Source organism: Salinivibrio sharmensis, from assembly GCF_001995985.1.
GTDB lineage: Bacteria > Pseudomonadota > Gammaproteobacteria > Enterobacterales > Vibrionaceae > Salinivibrio > Salinivibrio sharmensis.
On sequence record NZ_MUFC01000004.1, the window covers coordinates 46,805 to 65,507 of the forward strand.

At 50.4% G+C, this 18,703-nt stretch carries 17 protein-coding genes; 8 read left to right on the plus strand and 9 right to left on the minus strand.

The window, feature by feature from the left end:
- Positions 1 to 34 precede the first annotated feature (34 nt).
- Both BZG74_RS05165 and BZG74_RS05170 read left to right on the plus strand, forming a co-directional pair.
- Entirely contained in the window at positions 35 to 919 is an 885-nt protein-coding gene (locus BZG74_RS05165; RefSeq protein WP_077771638.1) for an aspartoacylase, read from the plus strand.
- Between the two features lie 92 nt (positions 920 to 1,011).
- On the plus strand, positions 1,012 to 2,406 hold the full coding sequence (locus tag BZG74_RS05170; RefSeq protein WP_077771639.1) for a sensor domain-containing diguanylate cyclase: 1,395 nt from the start codon (positions 1,012 to 1,014) through the stop codon (positions 2,404 to 2,406).
- A gap of 364 nt (positions 2,407 to 2,770) precedes the next feature.
- Here the strand turns inward: BZG74_RS05170 and BZG74_RS05180 are convergent, their stop codons facing one another.
- From BZG74_RS05180 to BZG74_RS05190, 3 genes are all read right to left on the minus strand, one after another.
- Entirely contained in the window at positions 2,771 to 3,028 is a 258-nt protein-coding gene (locus tag BZG74_RS05180; RefSeq protein ID WP_025744429.1) for a glutathione S-transferase N-terminal domain-containing protein, read from the minus strand.
- Positions 3,029 to 3,206: 178 nt separating this feature from the next.
- Positions 3,207 to 3,731 (minus strand): GNAT family N-acetyltransferase, encoded by a 525-nt coding sequence (locus BZG74_RS05185; protein WP_077771641.1) that lies wholly within the window; start codon positions 3,729 to 3,731, stop codon positions 3,207 to 3,209.
- Positions 3,732 to 3,743: 12 nt separating this feature from the next.
- Positions 3,744 to 4,145 carry a GFA family protein gene (locus tag BZG74_RS05190; protein ID WP_077771642.1) on the minus strand — a complete coding sequence of 134 codons (402 nt, stop codon included), beginning with the start codon at positions 4,143 to 4,145 and terminating at the stop codon, positions 3,744 to 3,746.
- 365 nt (positions 4,146 to 4,510) lie between these two features.
- On the opposite strand from BZG74_RS05190, the gene BZG74_RS05195 reads away from it, so the two are divergent.
- From BZG74_RS05195 to BZG74_RS05210, 4 genes are all read left to right on the plus strand, one after another.
- Entirely contained in the window at positions 4,511 to 5,188 is a 678-nt protein-coding gene (locus tag BZG74_RS05195) for a hypothetical protein (protein ID WP_077771643.1), read from the plus strand.
- Positions 5,189 to 5,281: 93 nt separating this feature from the next.
- On the plus strand, positions 5,282 to 5,614 hold the full coding sequence (locus BZG74_RS05200) for a hypothetical protein (protein WP_077771644.1): 333 nt from the start codon (positions 5,282 to 5,284) through the stop codon (positions 5,612 to 5,614).
- A 134-nt stretch (positions 5,615 to 5,748) separates the two neighbouring features.
- On the plus strand, positions 5,749 to 6,213 hold the full coding sequence (locus BZG74_RS05205) for a CreA family protein (RefSeq protein ID WP_101494661.1): 465 nt from the start codon (positions 5,749 to 5,751) through the stop codon (positions 6,211 to 6,213).
- Positions 6,214 to 6,253: 40 nt separating this feature from the next.
- Positions 6,254 to 6,808 carry a DUF1415 domain-containing protein gene (locus BZG74_RS05210; protein ID WP_077771646.1) on the plus strand — a complete coding sequence of 185 codons (555 nt, stop codon included), beginning with the start codon at positions 6,254 to 6,256 and terminating at the stop codon, positions 6,806 to 6,808.
- On the opposite strand, the gene BZG74_RS05215 is transcribed toward BZG74_RS05210, so the two are convergent.
- Entirely contained in the window at positions 6,769 to 7,464 is a 696-nt protein-coding gene (locus BZG74_RS05215) for a fumarylacetoacetate hydrolase family protein (RefSeq protein ID WP_077771647.1), read from the minus strand. The genes BZG74_RS05210 and BZG74_RS05215 overlap by 40 nt on opposite strands.
- 154 nt (positions 7,465 to 7,618) lie before the next feature.
- Between BZG74_RS05215 and BZG74_RS05220 the strand changes: the two genes are divergently transcribed.
- Complete coding sequence (locus tag BZG74_RS05220; RefSeq protein ID WP_077771648.1) at positions 7,619 to 8,311, plus strand: HAD-IA family hydrolase; 693 nt, start codon at positions 7,619 to 7,621, stop codon at positions 8,309 to 8,311.
- On the opposite strand, the gene BZG74_RS05225 is transcribed toward BZG74_RS05220, so the two are convergent.
- Positions 8,300 to 8,974, minus strand: a complete 675-nt coding sequence (locus BZG74_RS05225; RefSeq protein ID WP_235605707.1) for a GntR family transcriptional regulator — start codon at positions 8,972 to 8,974, stop codon at positions 8,300 to 8,302. The genes BZG74_RS05220 and BZG74_RS05225 overlap by 12 nt on opposite strands.
- A gap of 281 nt (positions 8,975 to 9,255) precedes the next feature.
- Here BZG74_RS05225 and BZG74_RS05230 point away from each other — a divergent pair, with 281 nt between their 5' ends.
- On the plus strand, positions 9,256 to 12,093 hold the full coding sequence (locus BZG74_RS05230; protein ID WP_162274000.1) for a ligand-binding sensor domain-containing diguanylate cyclase: 2,838 nt from the start codon (positions 9,256 to 9,258) through the stop codon (positions 12,091 to 12,093).
- Between the two features lie 86 nt (positions 12,094 to 12,179).
- Here BZG74_RS05230 and putP read toward each other — a convergent pair whose 3' ends face one another.
- From putP to BZG74_RS05250, 4 genes are all read right to left on the minus strand, one after another.
- Positions 12,180 to 13,676: a sodium/proline symporter PutP gene (gene putP, locus BZG74_RS05235; RefSeq protein ID WP_077771651.1), complete on the minus strand. Its 1,497-nt coding sequence runs from the start codon at positions 13,674 to 13,676 to the stop codon at positions 12,180 to 12,182.
- A 47-nt stretch (positions 13,677 to 13,723) separates the two neighbouring features.
- Positions 13,724 to 14,434: an aldehyde dehydrogenase family protein gene (locus BZG74_RS05240; protein ID WP_077771652.1), complete on the minus strand. Its 711-nt coding sequence runs from the start codon at positions 14,432 to 14,434 to the stop codon at positions 13,724 to 13,726.
- A 31-nt stretch (positions 14,435 to 14,465) separates the two neighbouring features.
- Positions 14,466 to 17,579, minus strand: coding sequence for a bifunctional proline dehydrogenase/L-glutamate gamma-semialdehyde dehydrogenase PutA (gene putA / locus BZG74_RS05245; protein WP_077771653.1), 3,114 nt, complete (start codon positions 17,577 to 17,579; stop codon positions 14,466 to 14,468).
- 230 nt (positions 17,580 to 17,809) lie between these two features.
- Positions 17,810 to 18,586: a helix-turn-helix transcriptional regulator gene (locus BZG74_RS05250; RefSeq protein WP_077771654.1), complete on the minus strand. Its 777-nt coding sequence runs from the start codon at positions 18,584 to 18,586 to the stop codon at positions 17,810 to 17,812.
- Between the last annotated feature and the right edge of the window lie 117 nt (positions 18,587 to 18,703).

An 18,703-nucleotide genomic window follows, 5' to 3' on the forward strand; every position in this document is an offset into this window, starting at 1 on the left:
TCATGCGATTATTCTTCACATATCAGGAGCTTTCATGAGTCGGTTTAGTAACGTTGCTATTGTTGGTGGCACTCACGGTAACGAGTTTAGCGGTGTTTACGCACTAAAACAGTGGCAATCCAACCCAGCAACCACAGCCCGCGATAGTTTTTCCACCGAACATGTGTTTGCGAACCCCCCTGCTTATAGCGCCAACAAACGCTATCTAGACTGCGACCTTAACCGCCAATTCGATCCTAAACTGCTGGCTGATTACAGCTTGGCAAACTACGAGCAAAGTCGCGCTAAAGCCCTAAACCAACAGTTAGGCCCTAAAGGGGATCCGCGCGTCGATTTTATTATCGACCTGCATAACACCACCAGCAACATGGGACCCACACTGATACTCTTGACACTTGATACGTTCAATAAGCAGCTCGCCGCTTACGTTAGTGAGCGTATGCCCGATGCGGTTATTCTAGTCGAAGATCATATTGAACCTATTCAGCATGCATTTTTATGCTCGATCGGTAAACAAGGGGTGATCGTTGAGGTAGGCCCACAGCCCCAATCGGTACTGCGTCATGATGTGATGGAATCGATGCAAGAAATGACGACACACATTTTAGACTTCGTGCATCTGTTTAATATTGATAAGGTGCCAGCGCTGCCTAAAAGCGTCACCGCGTACCGTTACAAAGAGACACTGCATTTACCGCAGAATGAGCATGGGGAGCGTATTGGTATGGTTCACCAACACGTTCAAGACAAAGACTTTCAGCCGATACAGCCCGGTGATCCACTGTTTATGTGTTTTGATGGCAAAGAATTAACATGGCAAGGCGACTACACGGCCTATCCGCACTTCATTAATGAAGCAGCGTATTACGACAACAATATTGCGATGTCGATGGCTAACGTATTTACCTTCACGGTATAACCTGTTTCTCCGCCTAACGTCCTCAGCGAGCGCGAGTTGCTGGGATTTGTACTACACTTAGGCTAAGCCAAATAGACGTACAGAGCCCAGCAGTGAATCAGCCCATTGACCAGAACAAACATATTGTCACATTACTTCCCTCACTTTTTCGCCATCTCGATACGGCGGTTGTTATTGCTGACACAAATCGCCGTATCCAATTTATTAATCCACACGCAGAAGCCCTATTTGGTTGCAGCCTAGCGGATGTAAAAGGCGCTAGCACACGCATCCTATACGCCGAACAAGAAGACTTTACCGCAACGGGTAAAGATCGTTTTAACACTCACTCAGTTCACGCATACTACGATGCTTATGTGGTGAGATATAAAACCGCCGATGGCCATGTGTTTTTGGGCGAAACACATGGTGGGCCAGTATGCGATGAGCAACAAGTTGTCGCCATGTATGTGGCTTTTATTCAAGACATTAGCACCCGCGTAGAAGTAGAATCCGCGCTCAACCAGCTACACTCAATCACGTCAGCACGCAATTTGGATTTTTGCCGGCGCGTAGAGCGCATTCTCTCACTCGGTTGTAAACACTTTAATTTGCCTATCGGTATACTCAGCCAAATTCATGGCCAGCGTTATACCGTTCAATACGCGCAGCATCCTGATGACGCCCTGCAGCCTGGGCAAGCATTTGACTTGAAAGAAACCTACTGTTGTCACGTCTATGAGGCCAATGAGGCGCAAGGTTTCCACCATGTTTCGCAAAGCGATCTCAAAGCCCACCCCTGCTACGAACACTTTGGCCTCGAAGCGTATATCGGTGCGCCCATTTTTATTGATGGCGAGCGCTATGGCACGTTAAATTTTTCAAGCCCAGAGCCCACTCGCCCCTTTGTCTCACAAGACTACGAACTGGTACGACTTTTTGCTGAATGGGTCGGCCATGAACTCGCGCGTCTGCGAGATTGGGAAGCACTCGAGCAAGCGCAACAATTGCTTGAAATACAAGCAAATACTGACTCATTGACGCAACTTTATAACCGCCACTATCTCAGCAATGCCCTGGTTCAAGAGCTAGCACGCTGCGAACGCTACAACAACCCCTTGACGCTAGCGATCGTAGACTTTGATAACTTCAAACTCTTAAATGACACCTTTGGTCATCGGGCAGGCGATATCGCACTACAACGCTTCGGCAATATTGTGCGGGAAGAATCACGGATCAATGACATATACGGTCGCTGGGGCGGAGAGGAGTTTCTCTGTCTGCTTCCTGAAACGGATTTGAGTGGTGCGGAAGTAGTACTAAAGCGCTTGGTCGAGCGCGTACATAGCGAAGAAATCCACGTCGACGGACAGACCATACGCTGCACCATAAGCATCGGTTATACGGGCTTCTCGGCAGGTGATACACAAGACAGTATCATTCAACGCGCCGACACCGCGCTCTATCTCGCCAAAGAAAACGGCCGCAATCGAATCGAGAAGCAATGATTCACCCCCGCTGTTTGCGTGCCCAGTGGATGTAGTCTTGGATCACAGGCTCAGTAAGTAAAAGGTCGAGGGTGTGTAGTGTGCGACCCAGGTGTTTTTCACTGAATTGGCGATGAATAAAAGCATGGCAAGGCCGACATACCCAAATACCGTGCTCACGCATGTAAGGTCGGGAAAAGCGCTTGGTGAACCATTTGTTGTTATGACAAGTTTTGGGGATCAAGTGATGGAAGGTCAGCGGCCTAGAGTGCTGACACAGTGCACAGGGCGTTAAAGAAGGCGGAGAGGCAGGCATACGGGTTATAATACTTAAAAAGAAGGCCGCATCGATAACTGCGACCCTCGTGACCAGCGTCTGGTTCAATTACGCGAAGTTGTCACGTAAGTATTCAATAATATCGTCCGATTCGTACATCCACTGAGTTTCGCCGCCTTGGTCAATACGCAGACAAGGCACCATGCCTTTACCGCCTTCGGTCTGTAGGCGTTGCCATTCTTCGGCGTTAGCGTTCATATCCACCAGCGGAATATCTAACTTGAGCTCTGTCATGACTGCACGCACTTTATGGCAAAATGGGCAGTGCTCTTTGTGATACAAGCTTAGTCCGTTCAAATCAGCCATTATGTTTCCTTCTGGGTCATCAGGGCGGCTTTTCAAATGCCGCCAACTGTGTGAATTCACTCCACGTAATGATGGCATTTAACTTGGCCCCAACGCTAGTCTTTAGCCTGTTTTATTGGCGCCAAATGAGCAACTAAGTGCATAATGGAGATTAACCCATCACCTCAAGGTCGCTTGCTCATAACTCAAACGCTAGATAGTGTGTTGCGATAACAAAGACAGTCATCGCTTTGCCAGCCACGTGGGCCACGTTGAATTTTTTACCACACAAGTTAAACCCATTCCGCTCTAACACCGTTTGCGATGCCATGTTGGTCGTAGACACCATGGCGTTGAGTGTCACAAGTCCGTATTCGCGAGCAATCTCTAGGGCGTACTTCACGGCTCGAGACGCAACCCCTTTCCCGGTGTGTTGCTCTGCAATGCGATACCCTAACGAACCTGATGCAGATACCGTATCAATTTGGCTGATATTAACCCGTCCCAAAAGCTGCCCCTCGGCATCCGTGATCAACATCGGTACGTGTTGTCCCTTCTGATGTAATGCCAGTAATTCGCAGATGTGGTCATAAACGCTTGATAGGCGGTAAAACGCCTCACCGCGCGATTCAATATAGGTTTCAAAATAAGCACGGTTTTGTTGTTCAAAATGGAACAACAAGTCCGTATCAGCGAGGGTAAGGGGGCGGATCAGTAACTGCATAACACGACCGAATTAATCCGGTCCATGTTCAAACTGTTTTAATGCCTCATTGGGTGTATGCCATGGTGCCTTCGACGCCGTGTGAATATGAAAATTTGGCGCACATTGTGGGGCCGTATCCAAAATTCCCAGACGAATATTAAACACACCCTTATTGATTTTATGAGAGAAAAGACTCGACCCACATTGCCCACAAAAAGCAAGCACCGTTTCTGAGCTCTTCTCATAATAACGAATATGCGCTTGGCCAGCCGTGACCGAGACTTTGTCTGCCTCTATGCCGCCGACTGATGAATAATCTGAACCAGTAAACTTTCGGCATTCAGAGCAATGGCAATTTCCCATATAAAGGAAGGTATCTGGCAATGTAAGACGGACACCACCACATAGGCAGCTAGCAGAGAGTGTGGACATGAACATATCCCTATCTAAAGTATCAAACTTTATTGTCTACTCTTGCCTAGCAGAAGACAATTAAAATGTTGCATTTCATAGGCATGGCTATCTATTAATCTTCACCCTCGGTGCTTGCCACTTTCGCCCTCTTCCTATTTACAGTGTAAATTCATTGGCAGCGCGTCGACCTAACTAGACGCTTGACGAATTAACGCTCACAATCCTGACGTCCCCCTGAACATATAGTGACATTGGTCACATAAATTATTGCAGTTTATGAAAGCGCCCCGTAATATCATTGCCATTAAATTTGGGATGAAGGTCACACATAAAGTGACAGTATCTACGGACGGGCTGATCGTTTTTACCAAGTTGAGGGTGATATGACACTACCACGATCTTCATGTACTGCTCGTGCCGTGCTCAAGGGGGCGGGGCGTTTTTTTGCTATCGCGTGCTATTTAGCCGGTATTGCTGGCATTATCCATTACAGTGTGGCGGCACATAACGTGGCGTCAGAATCTTCACTTATTGAACTTTCACAATTACTCCTGCTCGTGCTCACCGTATTCACCTTTCGCGGCGTGGCTAAACGGAATCACGCTATTTCGCAGGCAGCCAAACTGATGAGCGGTTTTTTCTTAGTACTGATGATCCGCGAGCTCGATGCTACCCTCGATATCGTCATGCATGGTTTTTGGAAAGTCCCCGCATTGTTGGTCACCGGGTTAACCATTTGGCCAGCGCTCAAAAACGGCCGTGACACATTCACTAGCCTGGCCCACGCACTTAGCGCCAAAAGCAGTACCCTGTTGATTGTGGCATTAGGGCTATTGCTGGTTTATTCGCGCTTGTTTGGAATGGGTGAGCTATGGGAGCAGGCCATGGGTGCCATGTATGTGAGAGATGTGAAAAACATTGCGGAAGAAAGCACCGAGCTGGTCGCGTACTCACTGATTTGGCTTTCAGCACTGGGTTACTGGCTAGAAGCGGAAAAGCAACGCCACCCCCATGCATCTAGTGTTATGCATACAGCGGAGCAGGATGTACCTGCTCAGTAGCTTTCCCCATGCGTGTTATCGTTGGGCGTCGCCAGTAGGCGGCGTCGTGGCTTGATGCTATCATTGGGGAAAAGAGCAGCAGGAGCCAAGATAATGGCGCGGACGTTTGTTTTCCTTTTCATTGTTTTTTCTACGTTTTCTTATGCAGATGCGGATGACTCGCCTCAATCCGACAAAGTGATCACCCACAAGAACGAGACGATTTGCAAATCAACCTTTAGCCAGAAGATGATCAGCCAGCAAATGACGTTCAGTAATCAAGCTAATGCGTCAGACGTTAGGCGTATTGCCGAGCGTAAAATTGCCGCAGCCCGAAAAAAATTCGCCGACACAGGCAGCTATTGCGATGCCGCCCAAGTACTGATGAACTTTGAGCCTGAGTCCCTCTCTGGCCAGGATGGCGACGCGCAATTTAAAGAGCAATAGAACACAGCGCGCTGTGGGTTCACATCTTTTTTTCGGAGTCCAACAATCATAAGCCTTGTTGGTCAACGCACACTTTTCCTCCTCCCGCCTAGGCTGTGATACACTCCCGCCACGGATAAACAAGGGCTTTGATGATGAAAAAAATGCTATTTGCAGTCGCGCTCGCCGCGGCGCTGGCTGGTTGCGACAACGATGAAGTTGGGGACGTTAGCTTGGGGATGTTTACCATGAAAGACATCAAGCTTAACCATCTGGTCGATCCTGTGGTAAGCGGGGTGACGTGCCATGTCGCCTCTGTTGAAGCCGATTTAAGCTTTTCTGACCCAAGCGATAGCGCCATCTCTTGTCGTCAAACCGGTGAAATTACGCCAGAGATGATTGCCAATATCGATAAAAGCGCATCGGGCGAAGTGGTATTTAGAAAGTCGAAAAGTATTTTCTTCAAGTCGATGAAGATTCGTCGGATTTTCGATGTGAAAAATCAGACCTTGATGTACCTTTCTTACTCAACAAAAGAAACATCCGGTAGCTTCAAGCATAGCTTGTCCACGGTTCCTCTATGGGGCACCAAGGCGTACCAGTCACAACCACAACAATAATCACCGCCACGCCCGCAGGCGACATTGAAACGAGAGCGCGATGAACAAAGTCGAAACACAGATGAATGCGTGGCTGGATGAGGTGGTGATTGGGCTGAACCTTTGCCCTTTCGCCGCGAAGCCACGTCGCAAACAACAAATTCAGCTCACTATTTGCGACGCTGAGGATGATACCGAGATTTTGACCGCGATTTATCAGGCTTTAGTCCACCTTGATCATACCGATCCTAACATCACTGATACGACGGTAGTCGTGGTGCCCAACGCGCTCGCTGATTTTGACCATTACCTGGATCTCATCGATGCCACCGAAGCGATGATTGACCATTACCACTGGCGGGGAGTTTTCCAAGTCGCCAGTTTTCATCCTGACTACTGTTTTGAAGGTTGCGCTCCAGAGGATAGTGAGAACCTAACCAATCGCTCCCCCTACCCTTGCTTTCACTTGATTCGTGAAGCCAGCATGTCACGCGCGCTTGCGCATTATGGCCAAGACCCAGAACAGATCCCCGCACGCAATATTGCGCGTGTTTCAGCACTGACTTATGAAGAGCGTCAAGCACTCTTTCCTTGGATAAAAGCCTCACCAGACTGAACCTCTACCTGGGTTTGGGCGAGGTGTTGTCCCTCAAGCGACAGCGATAAAAGGTCGCCGTTTTCCAGCACACCAACCCCTTCGGGGGTGCCCGTCAACACAATGTCGCCTGGATTCAACCAAAACGTTTGGCTTATATGCTGAATAAGTGCGATCACTGGCATCAACATGGTCGCGCTATTGCCTTGCTGCCGCATCTCACCATTGATGGACAATGAAAAGGCGACCTCACACCAATCATCAGGCACCGCCACAAAACGCCCAATCGCCGCACTCCCCGCAAATGCTTTCGCCCGCTCCCAAGGCAGCCCTTTTTGTTTTAAGCGACTTTGCTCTTCGCGACGGGTTAAATCCAGCGCGAGCGTCATCCCGCCCAAAGCGTCCTTGACCGCTTGCTCACTGGCCTGAAATAACGGCTTGGTGATCAGCACAGCCAACTCGGTTTCATAGTGCACAGGCACAAACTGCTCGGCGATGGCTAATGGCGCTTCCAAGGGTTGAATCGCGCTTGGTGGCTTCATAAATAAGACCGGCTCATCCGGAATAGGGTTATTGAGCTCGCGTGCGTGAGCCGCGTAATTGCGTCCCACACACACGACTTGTCCCACGGGAAAATCGATTGTCTTGCCTTGTAACCATTGGTGTTGGTAGCGCATTTATTTCTTCCTTGCTAATGAAAAGTCGATCCCTGACTAATTTTGATAACGAAAAAGGCAAGAATGCAAGACACAGTTGGCATTTCCCGTGTCGTTGACTTGTTGATTTTTTTATCTCGACCAAGGATACAAAGAGAGATTGAAGGGAGCACCTATGCCGCAACATCCATTTGATTCCCCCATCCAGTGTGTCATCTTTGATTGCGAAGGGACCTTGGTTGACTCAGAGAAGCTATCTCATCAAGCCTTGGTGGAAACTTTCTCCACGTTTGGTGTGCGTGTTGATCTGCAAGACTCACTCGATCATTTTGAGGGCGGAAAACTCACCGATGTCCTCCAACAAGCCTGTGAGCGTAGCGGCGCACATATTCCTATTGATCAACTCGAGCCACGTTTTCGACACTTATGTCGTCAGTATTTCGAGGCTGAGTTAGCGCCAGTAAAGGGCATTGAAACCGTCTTACAGGCGCTTGAACAGCAAGGGATTGATGTTTGTGTCGCATCAAATAGCCCCGTAGAAAAAATGGCCCATGCACTTCAACTCACCAAGCTGTTGCCCTATTTTGAGCATCGCTTATTCAGTGCCTTTGATACTAACAGCTGGAAGCCGGCCCCGGATCTTCTTCACTACGCTGCGATGAATATGGCCTGCCCCACTGCCCAGTGTGTGTTCATCGATGACACCAACAAAGGCATACAAGCGGGGATCAATGCCGAGATGCGTACCATCCACTTTAACCCCAACCCCAATGTGCCCACAACAGCGCACCCTTTAGTCACTCGCTTGTTTAGCAGTGACGCGTTATTGCATTATTTTCAAAGCGCTAGCATGACCTTAACGCGCTGAGTGGCCGCATAACGCGACCGCATGTTGCCGCCACCATTCCTGATCAAGCCGAACGGTGCGTAACGCACCACCATGCTGTATGTTCCACTCGCGCACCACCTTTAATACAGGTGTGCCAGCGGGTACCTCCAATACAGCCGCACGATCACTGTCTAACGCTTCCCATGAGCTCGACCAATCCACATCCGCGTCCGCTGGCGTGTTTAACAAGGTAGCCTGTTCACCGGTTTGCCAGATGCGGGGGTAATGGTCTGAATGGAGAAACGTGCGCACAAACCCAACAGGTAGTTGGGCAATTTGAATCAGCCCCTCTCCTTCAAAGACCTGTGCAAATGGAGGCAATTGCATCTGATCACTGACCGCCGCTGACGCCATGGGCGTTTTTTGCGTCACCCAAGAAAATTGACCACCGTGTTGCGCGAAACACTGCTGCCAATCGACGAGTTGGCTAGGGTCGTACGCACACGGGGTGGGCGCTACAAACCAGCCACGTCGCTCCCGCCGATATATGCGTCCCTCCGCCTCAAGCACCGCAAGCGCTTCTCGCAACGTGACCCGCGTGGTTGAGAAAGTCTCTGCGAGCTGGCGCTCGCCGGGGAGCTTTTTGCCCGGTGGTAATAAACCGCGATCGATTTGCGCTAATAATTGTTGGCGTATCGCCATAAACTGCATCATGGGCTGTCAGGTCTGCGTCAGGTTTGTGCCGCTAGTGTGATCTTTCTCAATTTGCTGCCAAAACCTGACCATAATGTCCAAGAAATAAACAGTGATTAAGATAGAATCGCCAGTCTACTTATAATCGGAGCAAAGAACAAAAGATGCACTTAAGGAACACGCTGAGACATATTTCCCCACAACTAGGCCGACGTCTCGTGTGTATTACGCTTTTTTGTTGGTTAGGTTTAGCAGGGCATATCACTCCCAGTTATGCCAAGGATAACCAATTGTCTGATTATTTTATTGAAACCTGGACATCATCTAACGGGTTGCCGCATAACAGCATTAATGCCATCGCCCAAACCTCTGATGGCTATTTGTGGTTTGCCACCTGGGAGGGCGTAGCACGTTATAACGGTTTAGAGTTTGTGCGCTTTGACCGCGGCCCTGACACACAAATGAAAGATTCAGGGACGCGCGCCCTGGCGACAGGGCCTGACAATCAACTTTATGCCGGGGGGGCACGAGGCAGCTTAGTGATGCGCCAAGGCTTTTCGTGGCAGGGTCTTCCCACAGCCCCCAGCCTCATTAATGATGCGCTCCATGACCAGACAGGTGGCTTGTGGTTAGCAGTAGAGGGAATGGGGATTGCTTACTACGCCCCTGAACAGCTCTCGCAACCCGATCCCACCCCACGGACATTTATCGATACCCTCAGTAGCTATCACCTGACCCAAACCGCCGATGGACAAGTCTATGCGGCCACCGAAAAAGGGGTCTATCAACTGTCTTTACAAAACGGCGCGACGCCTCTCTCTTTTCACAACCTGTTTCGCAAAGCCTTTTATGTCTCAAGTGGTCAAGATGGCAGCCTCCTAGTCGGCTCCGAAAATGGCGCTTGGCGCTATAAAAACAGTCGCTGGACACCACTGGCGAGTGAGCTACTCCACCAAGCGATTACCATGGTTGAACAAGACAGCCGTGGTGCCTATTGGTTCGGAACCCTTAGCCACGGTATTGCTCACATGAAAGACCAACATATCGATTTTCTTGACGATCACCGCGGCCTGCCCAACAACCGGATATTATCCTGGTTTGAAGACAATGAGGGTAGTATTTGGATAGGGACTAATGGCGGGGCAATGCGGCTTCGATACGCACCGTTTGTCACACTGACAAAAGATAATGGGCTAGCCGGTGACTATGTACGCACAGTCCTTGCGAGCGGCGACAATACAGTATGGGTGGGGGCCAGTGAGGGATTAAGTCAAATCGATATTGAACAAGGTAACGCTAAGGTGTTGGCCGGCGATATATCGGTGCTCAGTCTCGCGCCTCGAGTACAAGGCGGACTGTGGGTGGGTACCTACCAACAAGGCCTCTACTACTGGCACCAAGGCGCGCTCACTCCCGCCAAAACAGTGAACGCTCAATTGCCTGATAATGAAGTCAGGGCGATTGTCGAACGTGATGGTGCATTATGGGTGGGCACACCACGTGGCTTGGTCACGTTTTCGTCTCTCCCAAGCAATCAACCCGCGCACTCGTCAACCATTTATCAAAAGCGTGCATACTACAATAGTCAAAATAGTGCCCTACTCGGCAACTATATTATGTCGTTAACGTTCGATGAAACGGGCAAGCTATGGATAGGCACTGGCAGCGGAGCCGGGTATCTGCTCAAAGAGACCATCACGCCGCTCGATTTCACCGAGCAAGAGCAAGCGCAGTATGTTTTTGGCTTTTTTCACGAGCCTGGCTACGTATGGATGGCCACTGATCGAGGTATTGTCCGTTATCGGCAATCTGATAGCCAACTCGCTTTAGTTGGCCGACCACATGGCCTACCGATTGATAAATTCTTTCAAATTATCAAAGGCGATGACCAGAGCTTTTGGTTGTCCAGTAACCGTGGGATCTGGCGCATTAACTATGAACATGCGCATCAAGTGGCGGATAACACCCGCGTGCGTATTGATTTTGAGCACTATGACCAAAGCGATGGCATGATGAACAGCCAAGCTAACGGCGGCTCAAACCCTGCCGCGACCAAAACCGCACAGGGGGATATTATCTTCGCCACCGCCAAAGGGGTGACTAGCGTAAAGCCGACCCGGCTATCGCAATTACTTAGTCAGCCGTTACCGATTGTGATGCAACAAGTGCGATTTGATGGCAAAGCGATTAACCCTGAAGCAAGTAACACCGCACCTGCAGGTACCAATCGCGTGTCATTCTCTTACGCCGCCCTCGGCTATACCATGCCAGAGCAAATTCAATACCGCACACAGCTGGAGGGTTTTGAGTCTGAATGGGCCTATCGCCACGAAAGCCATATTGCCGAATATACCAACTTACCACCCGGTGATTACACCTTTAAAGTGAGTGCTCGCTACCCATATAGCGATTGGAGCAACGATATTCTCACCTATCGTTTTACGGTGACACCCTCACTATGGCAACGATCAGATATACGTGCGCTAGGGTTCTTGGCTTTAGTCACCCTCGCCTACGGCGCCTTTATGTGGCGGATCCGCCGTATGCAACAAAAAGAAGCACAGTTAAAAGCCTTGGTAAAAGAAAAGACGCAAGCCCTGCAAGCACAAGCTGACGACTTTGAACGTATGTCGAAAGAGGATGCATTAACCGGTCTGGCTAACCGTCGCGCCTTTGATGAGTACTGGCACCTAGCCTTTGATGAAGCCAATCAGTCAGGCCAGCCCTTGCAAGTAGCCATTTTAGATATTGATCATTTTAAGCGTATTAACGATCAGCATTCACACCTGGTGGGCGATCAGATTATCCAACGTATCGGAAGCTTTTTAGATAAAGAACGCGAGCAGTTAAGTCATATCGCCCGCTGGGGCGGCGAGGAGTTTACGTTACTGTATGCGGGGACACCGGCCGATGGGTATAGCTACTTTGATGGATTACGCCGTCGTATCGCCGCGTTAACTCTTGACGATATCGCGCCTTCGTTGCAAGTCACCGTCAGTATTGGTATCGCTGGCAACCACCAGGCTACCGACTATGTTGATGGGCTAAAACAAGCTGACCAAGCCTTGTATCGTGCCAAGCGTGACGGCCGGAACTGTGTGCGTCAACGTAGCGGATACGAGTCTTAGTCATCCTGAGTGAACCATCAAAGAAAAAAGGAGCGCGAATGCGCTCCTTTATACGATGTTTTGAATAGAGGCTTTATGGCCAAGGCTTAGGCCATGGTTTCTAAGCTCTTTTCATAAGACTCATATTGCTTTGATACCGACTCGCTCGGGCCACCGGTTGCTTTACTCACCAAAATGGCGCCCAATCCCGCAAAGATAAAGCCAGGAACAATTTCATACAAATCGAAAATGCCGCCTGAAAGCTGTTTCCATACCACAACTGTCACGCCGCCGACCAAAATCGCCGTCAGTGCACCGTTACGGTTCATGTCACGCCAGAACAGACTGAGCAGCAGTGCTGGGCCAAAAGCAGCCCCAAAGCCCGCCCATGCATAAGACACCAGGCCAAGGACTGAGCTTTCTGGATCCATCGCTAAGCCGAGTGCGATCGCCGAGAGCAAAATTACCGCACCGCGACCAACCATTACCACTTCTTGCGTAGAGGCATCAGGACGGAACACTTGTTTGTAAAAATCTTCCGCCAGCGCAGACGAGGATACCAGTAGCTGTGAATCCGCAGTACTCATGATCGCGGCCAAAATGGCGGCAAGCAGGATACCCGCGATGACAGGGTGGAATGCCGCGTTTACGAGAAGCATGAAGATTTTCTCGCCATCCTTCAGGTCACCGGTCATGTCATTTTGTACGTACAAAATACCCACCAGCCCGATAAGCACCGCACCAAACATTGATAGCGCAGACCAACCAACGGCAATACGGCGCGCGGTGGTAATGTCTTTGTTTGAACGGGTCGCTTGGAAACGCGCCAAGATATGTGGCTGGCCAAAGTAACCTAGCCCCCATGCTGCCAGCGAGACAATGCCGATCCAAGATAGTGGCTCGCCCTCAACATCACGCCAAAGCGTCATCAGCTCGGGGTTAATCGCTGCAACATCGCTGCCGAGTTTAAAGATGCTTCCGTCCATGATCACGAAAGGCACAATCAACAGGGCTGCTGCCATCAACAAGCCTTGTACCAAGTCAGTCCAAGATACCGCCAAGAAGCCACCGAACAAGGTATAAGACACGACACAGATGGTGCCAATGACCACCGCGGTGGTGTAATCAAACCCAAACACCGTGGTGAAGAGTTTACCGCCTGCAACCAAGCCGGAGCTGGTGTAGAAAAGGAAGAAAAGCAAAATGAAGAAAGCAGAGATGGTTTGCAGCAGTTTTGATTTATCTTCAAAACGGCGGGCAAAAAACTCCGGTAACGTCAATGCGTTATCTGCTTCAATACTGTATGTACGCAGGCGTTTGGCACAAATTAACCAGTTCAGGTAAGTGCCTAACAGCAAACCGCCTGCTAACCAAAGTGATTCCATTCCCGCAGCGTAGGCATAGCCAGGAAGGCCAAGCAGCAACCAACCACTCATATCTGATGCACCCGCTGACAAGGCAGCAGGCCATGGGCCTAACGAACGCCCCCCGAGGAAGTAGTCTTCGGAGTTGGATGTGCGTTTGTAGGCATATACACCAATGGCAAGCATCATGATGAGATATGCCAGAAAGGTTGCACTGATGGCATAGCTATTGTCTATCATATCTGTCCCTCAATTACATGGCCCCAATCGGGGCCATTTCTGGAAAGTTAATGTTCACCACTGCCGAGTTCCAGAAGCGTGGCATTACCACCTACAGCAGTGATATTTATGGTTCGGGTGCATTCGGTCACAAAACGCAACACATAGTCGGGCGAACCAATCACGGGATAATGAGCCGTGTCAGTTTCCGCAACCAGTGTGGCAATCACACCCTTACGTTGCGCGAGTTGGCGGTTGACGTGTCGCACGTGTGCGTCTTCCCCTGTCGTTGCCAACCCGACGATGTGTGGATGAACCAAGAGATCGTTGAGCGCATCAATACTCACGCGCACGGCCACACGATCTGGGCATCCAGCTTTCACGAGGTCGGCCAGTACAGCGTCGACCATATCAGCGTGAGTGCCCTCAACACTCACTACCACACAATTACCGGCTACCAACGCAGCGGCTAACTGGCCACATAAAGCAATAGGCGTGAGCAATGCATCTCCCGTCACTGCGACGGTGCCACGTCCTGCCGTATAGAGCTCGTTAGTCTCCCCTGTTGGTCCTGGTAATTCATGTACTTTGTTGAGCAGTCGGTCTGCGCTATCGCACTGAAAACGGATCATGTTCGCCGCTTTGGCAAAGTTATCACCCCGTGCCGCAACAGTCTCCGACCACCGCTGTAATAAAGTGATGCGGCCAGCAACGGTTTGATCGTTCCAGTCTTCCCATACCGCGTCACACTGCTCTAAAACGTTATTTAATTGCTCCATCACGCTTCTCCTGATCTTGATACCAACCGGCTTATTGAACGTTTACTGACGCTTGTGTAAAGCGGTAGAGATAATGTGGTCCGCCCGCTTTCGGGCCGGTGCCTGATAGGCCACGGCCACCAAACGGCTGAACCCCTACCACGGCACCTACCTGATCGCGGTTTACATAGCAGTTACCCACGCGCGCTCGGTGCTCAATGTGTGCACATGTGGTTTCATTACGGCTATGCACACCCATGGTCAAGCCAAAGCCGATGCGGTTGATATCGTCAATCACTTTGTCGAGCTCGTTGGCGTGATAACGAACAATGTGCAAAATCGGGCCAAAGTGCTCTTCGCTCAACTGGTCAATGCTGCGAATTTCAAAGGCCGTTGGCGGGACAAAGGTGCCTTTATCACACTCAGACGAGAGCGGTACCTGGGTCACCAGCTTGCCACTGCGCTTCATTTGTTCGATGTGAGCGAGCAATTTGTCTTTGGCGGTTTGATCAATCACCGGTCCCACATCGGTGGACAGCCGCTCTGGTCGCCCCACCGACAGCTCCGCCATCGCGCCTTTAATCAAGCTAATTACACGGTCTGCAATATCCTCTTGAATGTATAGAACACGCAGGGCTGAACAACGCTGACCCGCGGACGCAAACGCTGAGCGCAATACATCACGCACTACCTGCTCGGGTAACGCGGTACTGTCTACTAGCATGGCGTTTTGTCCGCCGGTTTCTGCCACCACAGGCACAGGATCAGCGTCGCGCTCGGCTAACGTACGTGTAATACGTTGTGCGGTCGGGGTAGACCCCGTAAACGCCACACCGGCAATGCGGCTGTCTTCGGTTAATGGCGCCCCCACCACAGGCCCGCTGCCTGGAAGCAGTTGGATAACCCCTGACGGGATCCCGGTTTCAAGTAGCAACTCAATCGCGCGATAAGCGATAATGGAAGTTTGCTCTGCCGGTTTTGCCACCACGGTATTACCGGCCACCAGCGCCGCGCTGACTTGCCCCAAGAAGATAGCCAATGGGAAGTTCCACGGGCTAATACAGGTAAATACGCCACGACCTTGATAGCTCACGGACTGCATCTGGCCATCAAAGCCTGTGTATGAAAGCGGCTCGCCCTGCAACGCTTTGGCCTGCTCGGGGTAGTAACGCAAAAAGTCGACCGCTTCACGCACTTCATCAATGCTGTCATGAATCGTTTTTCCGGCTTCGCGATGACAAATCGCTACCAACTCACCTAAATTCGCTTCAAGTTTATCAGCAAGGTCAAGTAAGTACTTACCACGCTCACTGACTGCGGTTTTCGACCACTCTGGGTAGGCATTCGCGGCAATATCGAGTGCATTATTCACCTGATCAGACGTCGCCCAGTCAACTTGGCCGACAGGCTCCTCACGATCATAAGGCGCAGCGATAGGATGCGTGTCACCAGCCAGACGTTGGCCATTGACAATGGGGCCGGCCTGCCATTGGTGCGCGCCCATAAAAGGCGCAACGCTTGCAGTGAATGGCTGCCATTCAGAATCGATATCAGTAGCCACACCTTGAGAGTTCTTACGTGAGGGGCCAAAGATATCTAACGGCAGGGGGATACGATCGTTATGCAGTGTTGGGTTAGCGCGCAATGTATCGACAGGGTCGGCGATAAGATCATCAATCGGGCAACGCGCGTCGACCAAGCGGTGAACAAAAGAGCTGTTTGCGCCATTTTCCAGTAAGCGACGAACCAAATAAGGGAGCAAGTCTTTATGGCTGCCCACTGGGGCATAAATGCGCACCTCGGTGTTAAACAAGGCTTTTGCATGGTTATAAAGCGCATCACCCATGCCATGAAGGCGCTGGAATTCAAAATCTTGGTGAGTTGCCATCGAGGCTATCGCGGCGATGGTATGGGCGTTATGACTGGCAAATTGCGGATAGATGAGGCCGCGGACATGCTCGCTCAACAGAAAACGCGCGCAGGCGAGATACGAGACATCAGTAGCCTCTTTACGGGTGAATACCGGATAACCATGGTGCCCACCTTGCTGGCACAGTTTAATCTCGCTATCCCAGTACGCCCCTTTTACCAAGCGCATTGGGATCACATCGCCTTGCTCTTTCGCTAACGCCGCTAACCAAGTAATCACAGGGAGCGCGCGTTTTGAATAGGCTTGCACCACCAGCCCGAATTTCCCCCAACCTTTAACCACAGGATCGCGATAAAGCTTCTCAAACAGTGCCAGTGACAGCTCAAGACGATCAGCCTCTTCGGCATCGATGGTGATCGCGACATCTTTTTCGCGGGCGCGCTTAAGCAGCACCAGCACAGTATCGAACATTTCATCCATCATGCGATCGTAGTTAGCCGCTTCATAGCGCGGATGCAAAGCCGACAGCTTGATAGAGACCGATGGCGATGGGCCTTGATAACTCGATTTAGCGTCTCCTACAGATTCAATCGCTTGTAAGTAGTCCGCTAAGTAGGCCTTAGCATCTTCTTGAGTGAGTGCCGCTTCCCCTAACATATCGAATGAGTAGGTAAAGCCGTTATTACGTGGGCCCTCACCGTTTTTTTGCGCCTCATCAATATCACGACCCAGTACGAACTGGTGGCCCATGATTTTCATCGCCTGGTGCATGGCTTGGCGAATCACTGGCTCGGACATTTTGTTAACAAGATGGTTAATGACAGAGGCCGGTTTCCCTTCGGTACTCTCATCCAATGTCACCACTTTTCCAGTGAGCATCAGCCCCCACGTTGAGGCATTAACAAACAGGGAATCGGAATGGCGCAAATGAGCTTTCCAGTCTGCAACACTCAGTTTATCGCGGATAAGTGCATCGGCGGTGTGCGAATCAGGGATGCGCATCAGCGCTTCAGCCAGACACATCAACAAAATCCCTTCGCGGGTATCCAGACTGTATTCCAGCAAAAGCGCATCAATCATTTGAACGGCTTTTTTATCGGCCCGCACCTGCTCAATTAACTGCGTGGCTTGACGACGTGTTTGCTCGCGCTCGCTGTCAGAAGCTTCCGCTAAGGGAATCAACTGTTGAAGCCATAGGCTTTCGTCAACGCAATACAGCGGCGAGATTTCAGACCAGATCTGCGCTAATGGGCGCTCGATAAACGAGGGCTGCATAGCATCGATGGCTTTAAACATAGTGGTATCCTCACTCACGTCCTCCCAAACTCGGGCAGGAAAATGTTACGTCATTGTTACTTTGCGATCGATTCTATGCGTGGTCTATCAGTAGGGTCTTACAAAATACACCGGCATTATTGCAAAATCCTCCGATGATTAACAAATAAAGCTGTCGATCGCTATAACGATATAACAAATAAAGTGCATATTATTGATGCAAAACGCGGTAAAACCGCACCTGATGTGACCTAAACGGAGCCCTTAAATTTGGCAGGAGAGAGGCCAAAATAGCGAGAAAATGCGTTGGTGAAACCGCTTTGGCTAGAGAAACCGCAGCTATCGGCAATTTGTGCCATGGTCAATTCACTTTCTTTAATCAATTGTTTGGCTAAGGCAAAGCGTTTTTCAAGCACATATTGATGCGGCGTGGTGCCCACCTGCTCCTTAAACAGCTGGTGGAATTGGCTTTCAGCCAGAAAAACACTGCCCGCTAACTGCGCCACCGTGATCTTGCGGCTAATATGCTGATGAATATAACGGTCAATAATATCCATGTTTAATCGGTGGCCATCACGTCGTGGTGACACATGATCGCGAAAATGACGATGTAACACGCACATCAGGGTATCCGCACAGGCGCGGCTAAGCAGCAAATCAGACGGGTTGGCGATCATCTCTGCAGTCAGCGCCTTGATCAGCATTTGCGCGTGAGTGTCGAGTTGGAAGTAAGGCTCGCGACTAAACAAACGCGCAATGTTGTCATGCATGGACGCATGCCCCACCCACTCTTGGTATGGAAGATTAATCACCAGAATTTCATTACGTCCAACCCCGGTAAATGCATGCTCGTGTGATTCCTCCACCAAACAGCCTTGGCCTGGGCCAACCAGACTGCCACGCCCATCAACATCGAATTCCGTTTGCCCTTGCAGACCAATCACAACCTGCTTGTACTCATGGCTATGGTGAAGCTGTTGCCGAGGCAAGGCGATCACTTCAGAGACTTTGGGTGTTTTCACCACCATGGCTATCCCTCTTGGTGCGGATTACGGGTTTGCCGCCAAACATTCAAGTGCCTTTTTCATCATTCTGGCACGCCTATCACCCATGTGCGACTGGATTCTATGTGCTTATTCTCAACT

Bases quoted from the DNA above. Each gene is read 5' to 3' on its own strand.
- BZG74_RS05225 (WP_235605707.1), bottom strand. From the start codon at position 8,974: ATGGCGATACGCCAACAATTATTAGCGCAAATCGATCGCGGTTTATTA.
- putP (WP_077771651.1), bottom strand. From the start codon at position 13,676: ATGATAGACAATAGCTATGCCATCAGTGCAACCTTTCTGGCATATCTC.
- BZG74_RS05190 (WP_077771642.1), bottom strand. From the start codon at position 4,145: ATGTCCACACTCTCTGCTAGCTGCCTATGTGGTGGTGTCCGTCTTACA.
- BZG74_RS05200 (WP_077771644.1), top strand. From the start codon at position 5,282: ATGGCGCGGACGTTTGTTTTCCTTTTCATTGTTTTTTCTACGTTTTCT.
- BZG74_RS05240 (WP_077771652.1), bottom strand. From the start codon at position 14,434: ATGGAGCAATTAAATAACGTTTTAGAGCAGTGTGACGCGGTATGGGAA.
- putA (WP_077771653.1), bottom strand. From the start codon at position 17,579: ATGTTTAAAGCCATCGATGCTATGCAGCCCTCGTTTATCGAGCGCCCA.
- BZG74_RS05185 (WP_077771641.1), bottom strand. From the start codon at position 3,731: ATGCAGTTACTGATCCGCCCCCTTACCCTCGCTGATACGGACTTGTTG.
- BZG74_RS05180 (WP_025744429.1), bottom strand. From the start codon at position 3,028: ATGGCTGATTTGAACGGACTAAGCTTGTATCACAAAGAGCACTGCCCA.
- BZG74_RS05215 (WP_077771647.1), bottom strand. From the start codon at position 7,464: ATGCGCTACCAACACCAATGGTTACAAGGCAAGACAATCGATTTTCCC.
- BZG74_RS05195 (WP_077771643.1), top strand. From the start codon at position 4,511: ATGACACTACCACGATCTTCATGTACTGCTCGTGCCGTGCTCAAGGGG.
- BZG74_RS05210 (WP_077771646.1), top strand. From the start codon at position 6,254: ATGAACAAAGTCGAAACACAGATGAATGCGTGGCTGGATGAGGTGGTG.
- BZG74_RS05165 (WP_077771638.1), top strand. From the start codon at position 35: ATGAGTCGGTTTAGTAACGTTGCTATTGTTGGTGGCACTCACGGTAAC.
- BZG74_RS05220 (WP_077771648.1), top strand. From the start codon at position 7,619: ATGCCGCAACATCCATTTGATTCCCCCATCCAGTGTGTCATCTTTGAT.
- BZG74_RS05250 (WP_077771654.1), bottom strand. From the start codon at position 18,586: ATGGTGGTGAAAACACCCAAAGTCTCTGAAGTGATCGCCTTGCCTCGG.
- BZG74_RS05205 (WP_101494661.1), top strand. From the start codon at position 5,749: ATGAAAAAAATGCTATTTGCAGTCGCGCTCGCCGCGGCGCTGGCTGGT.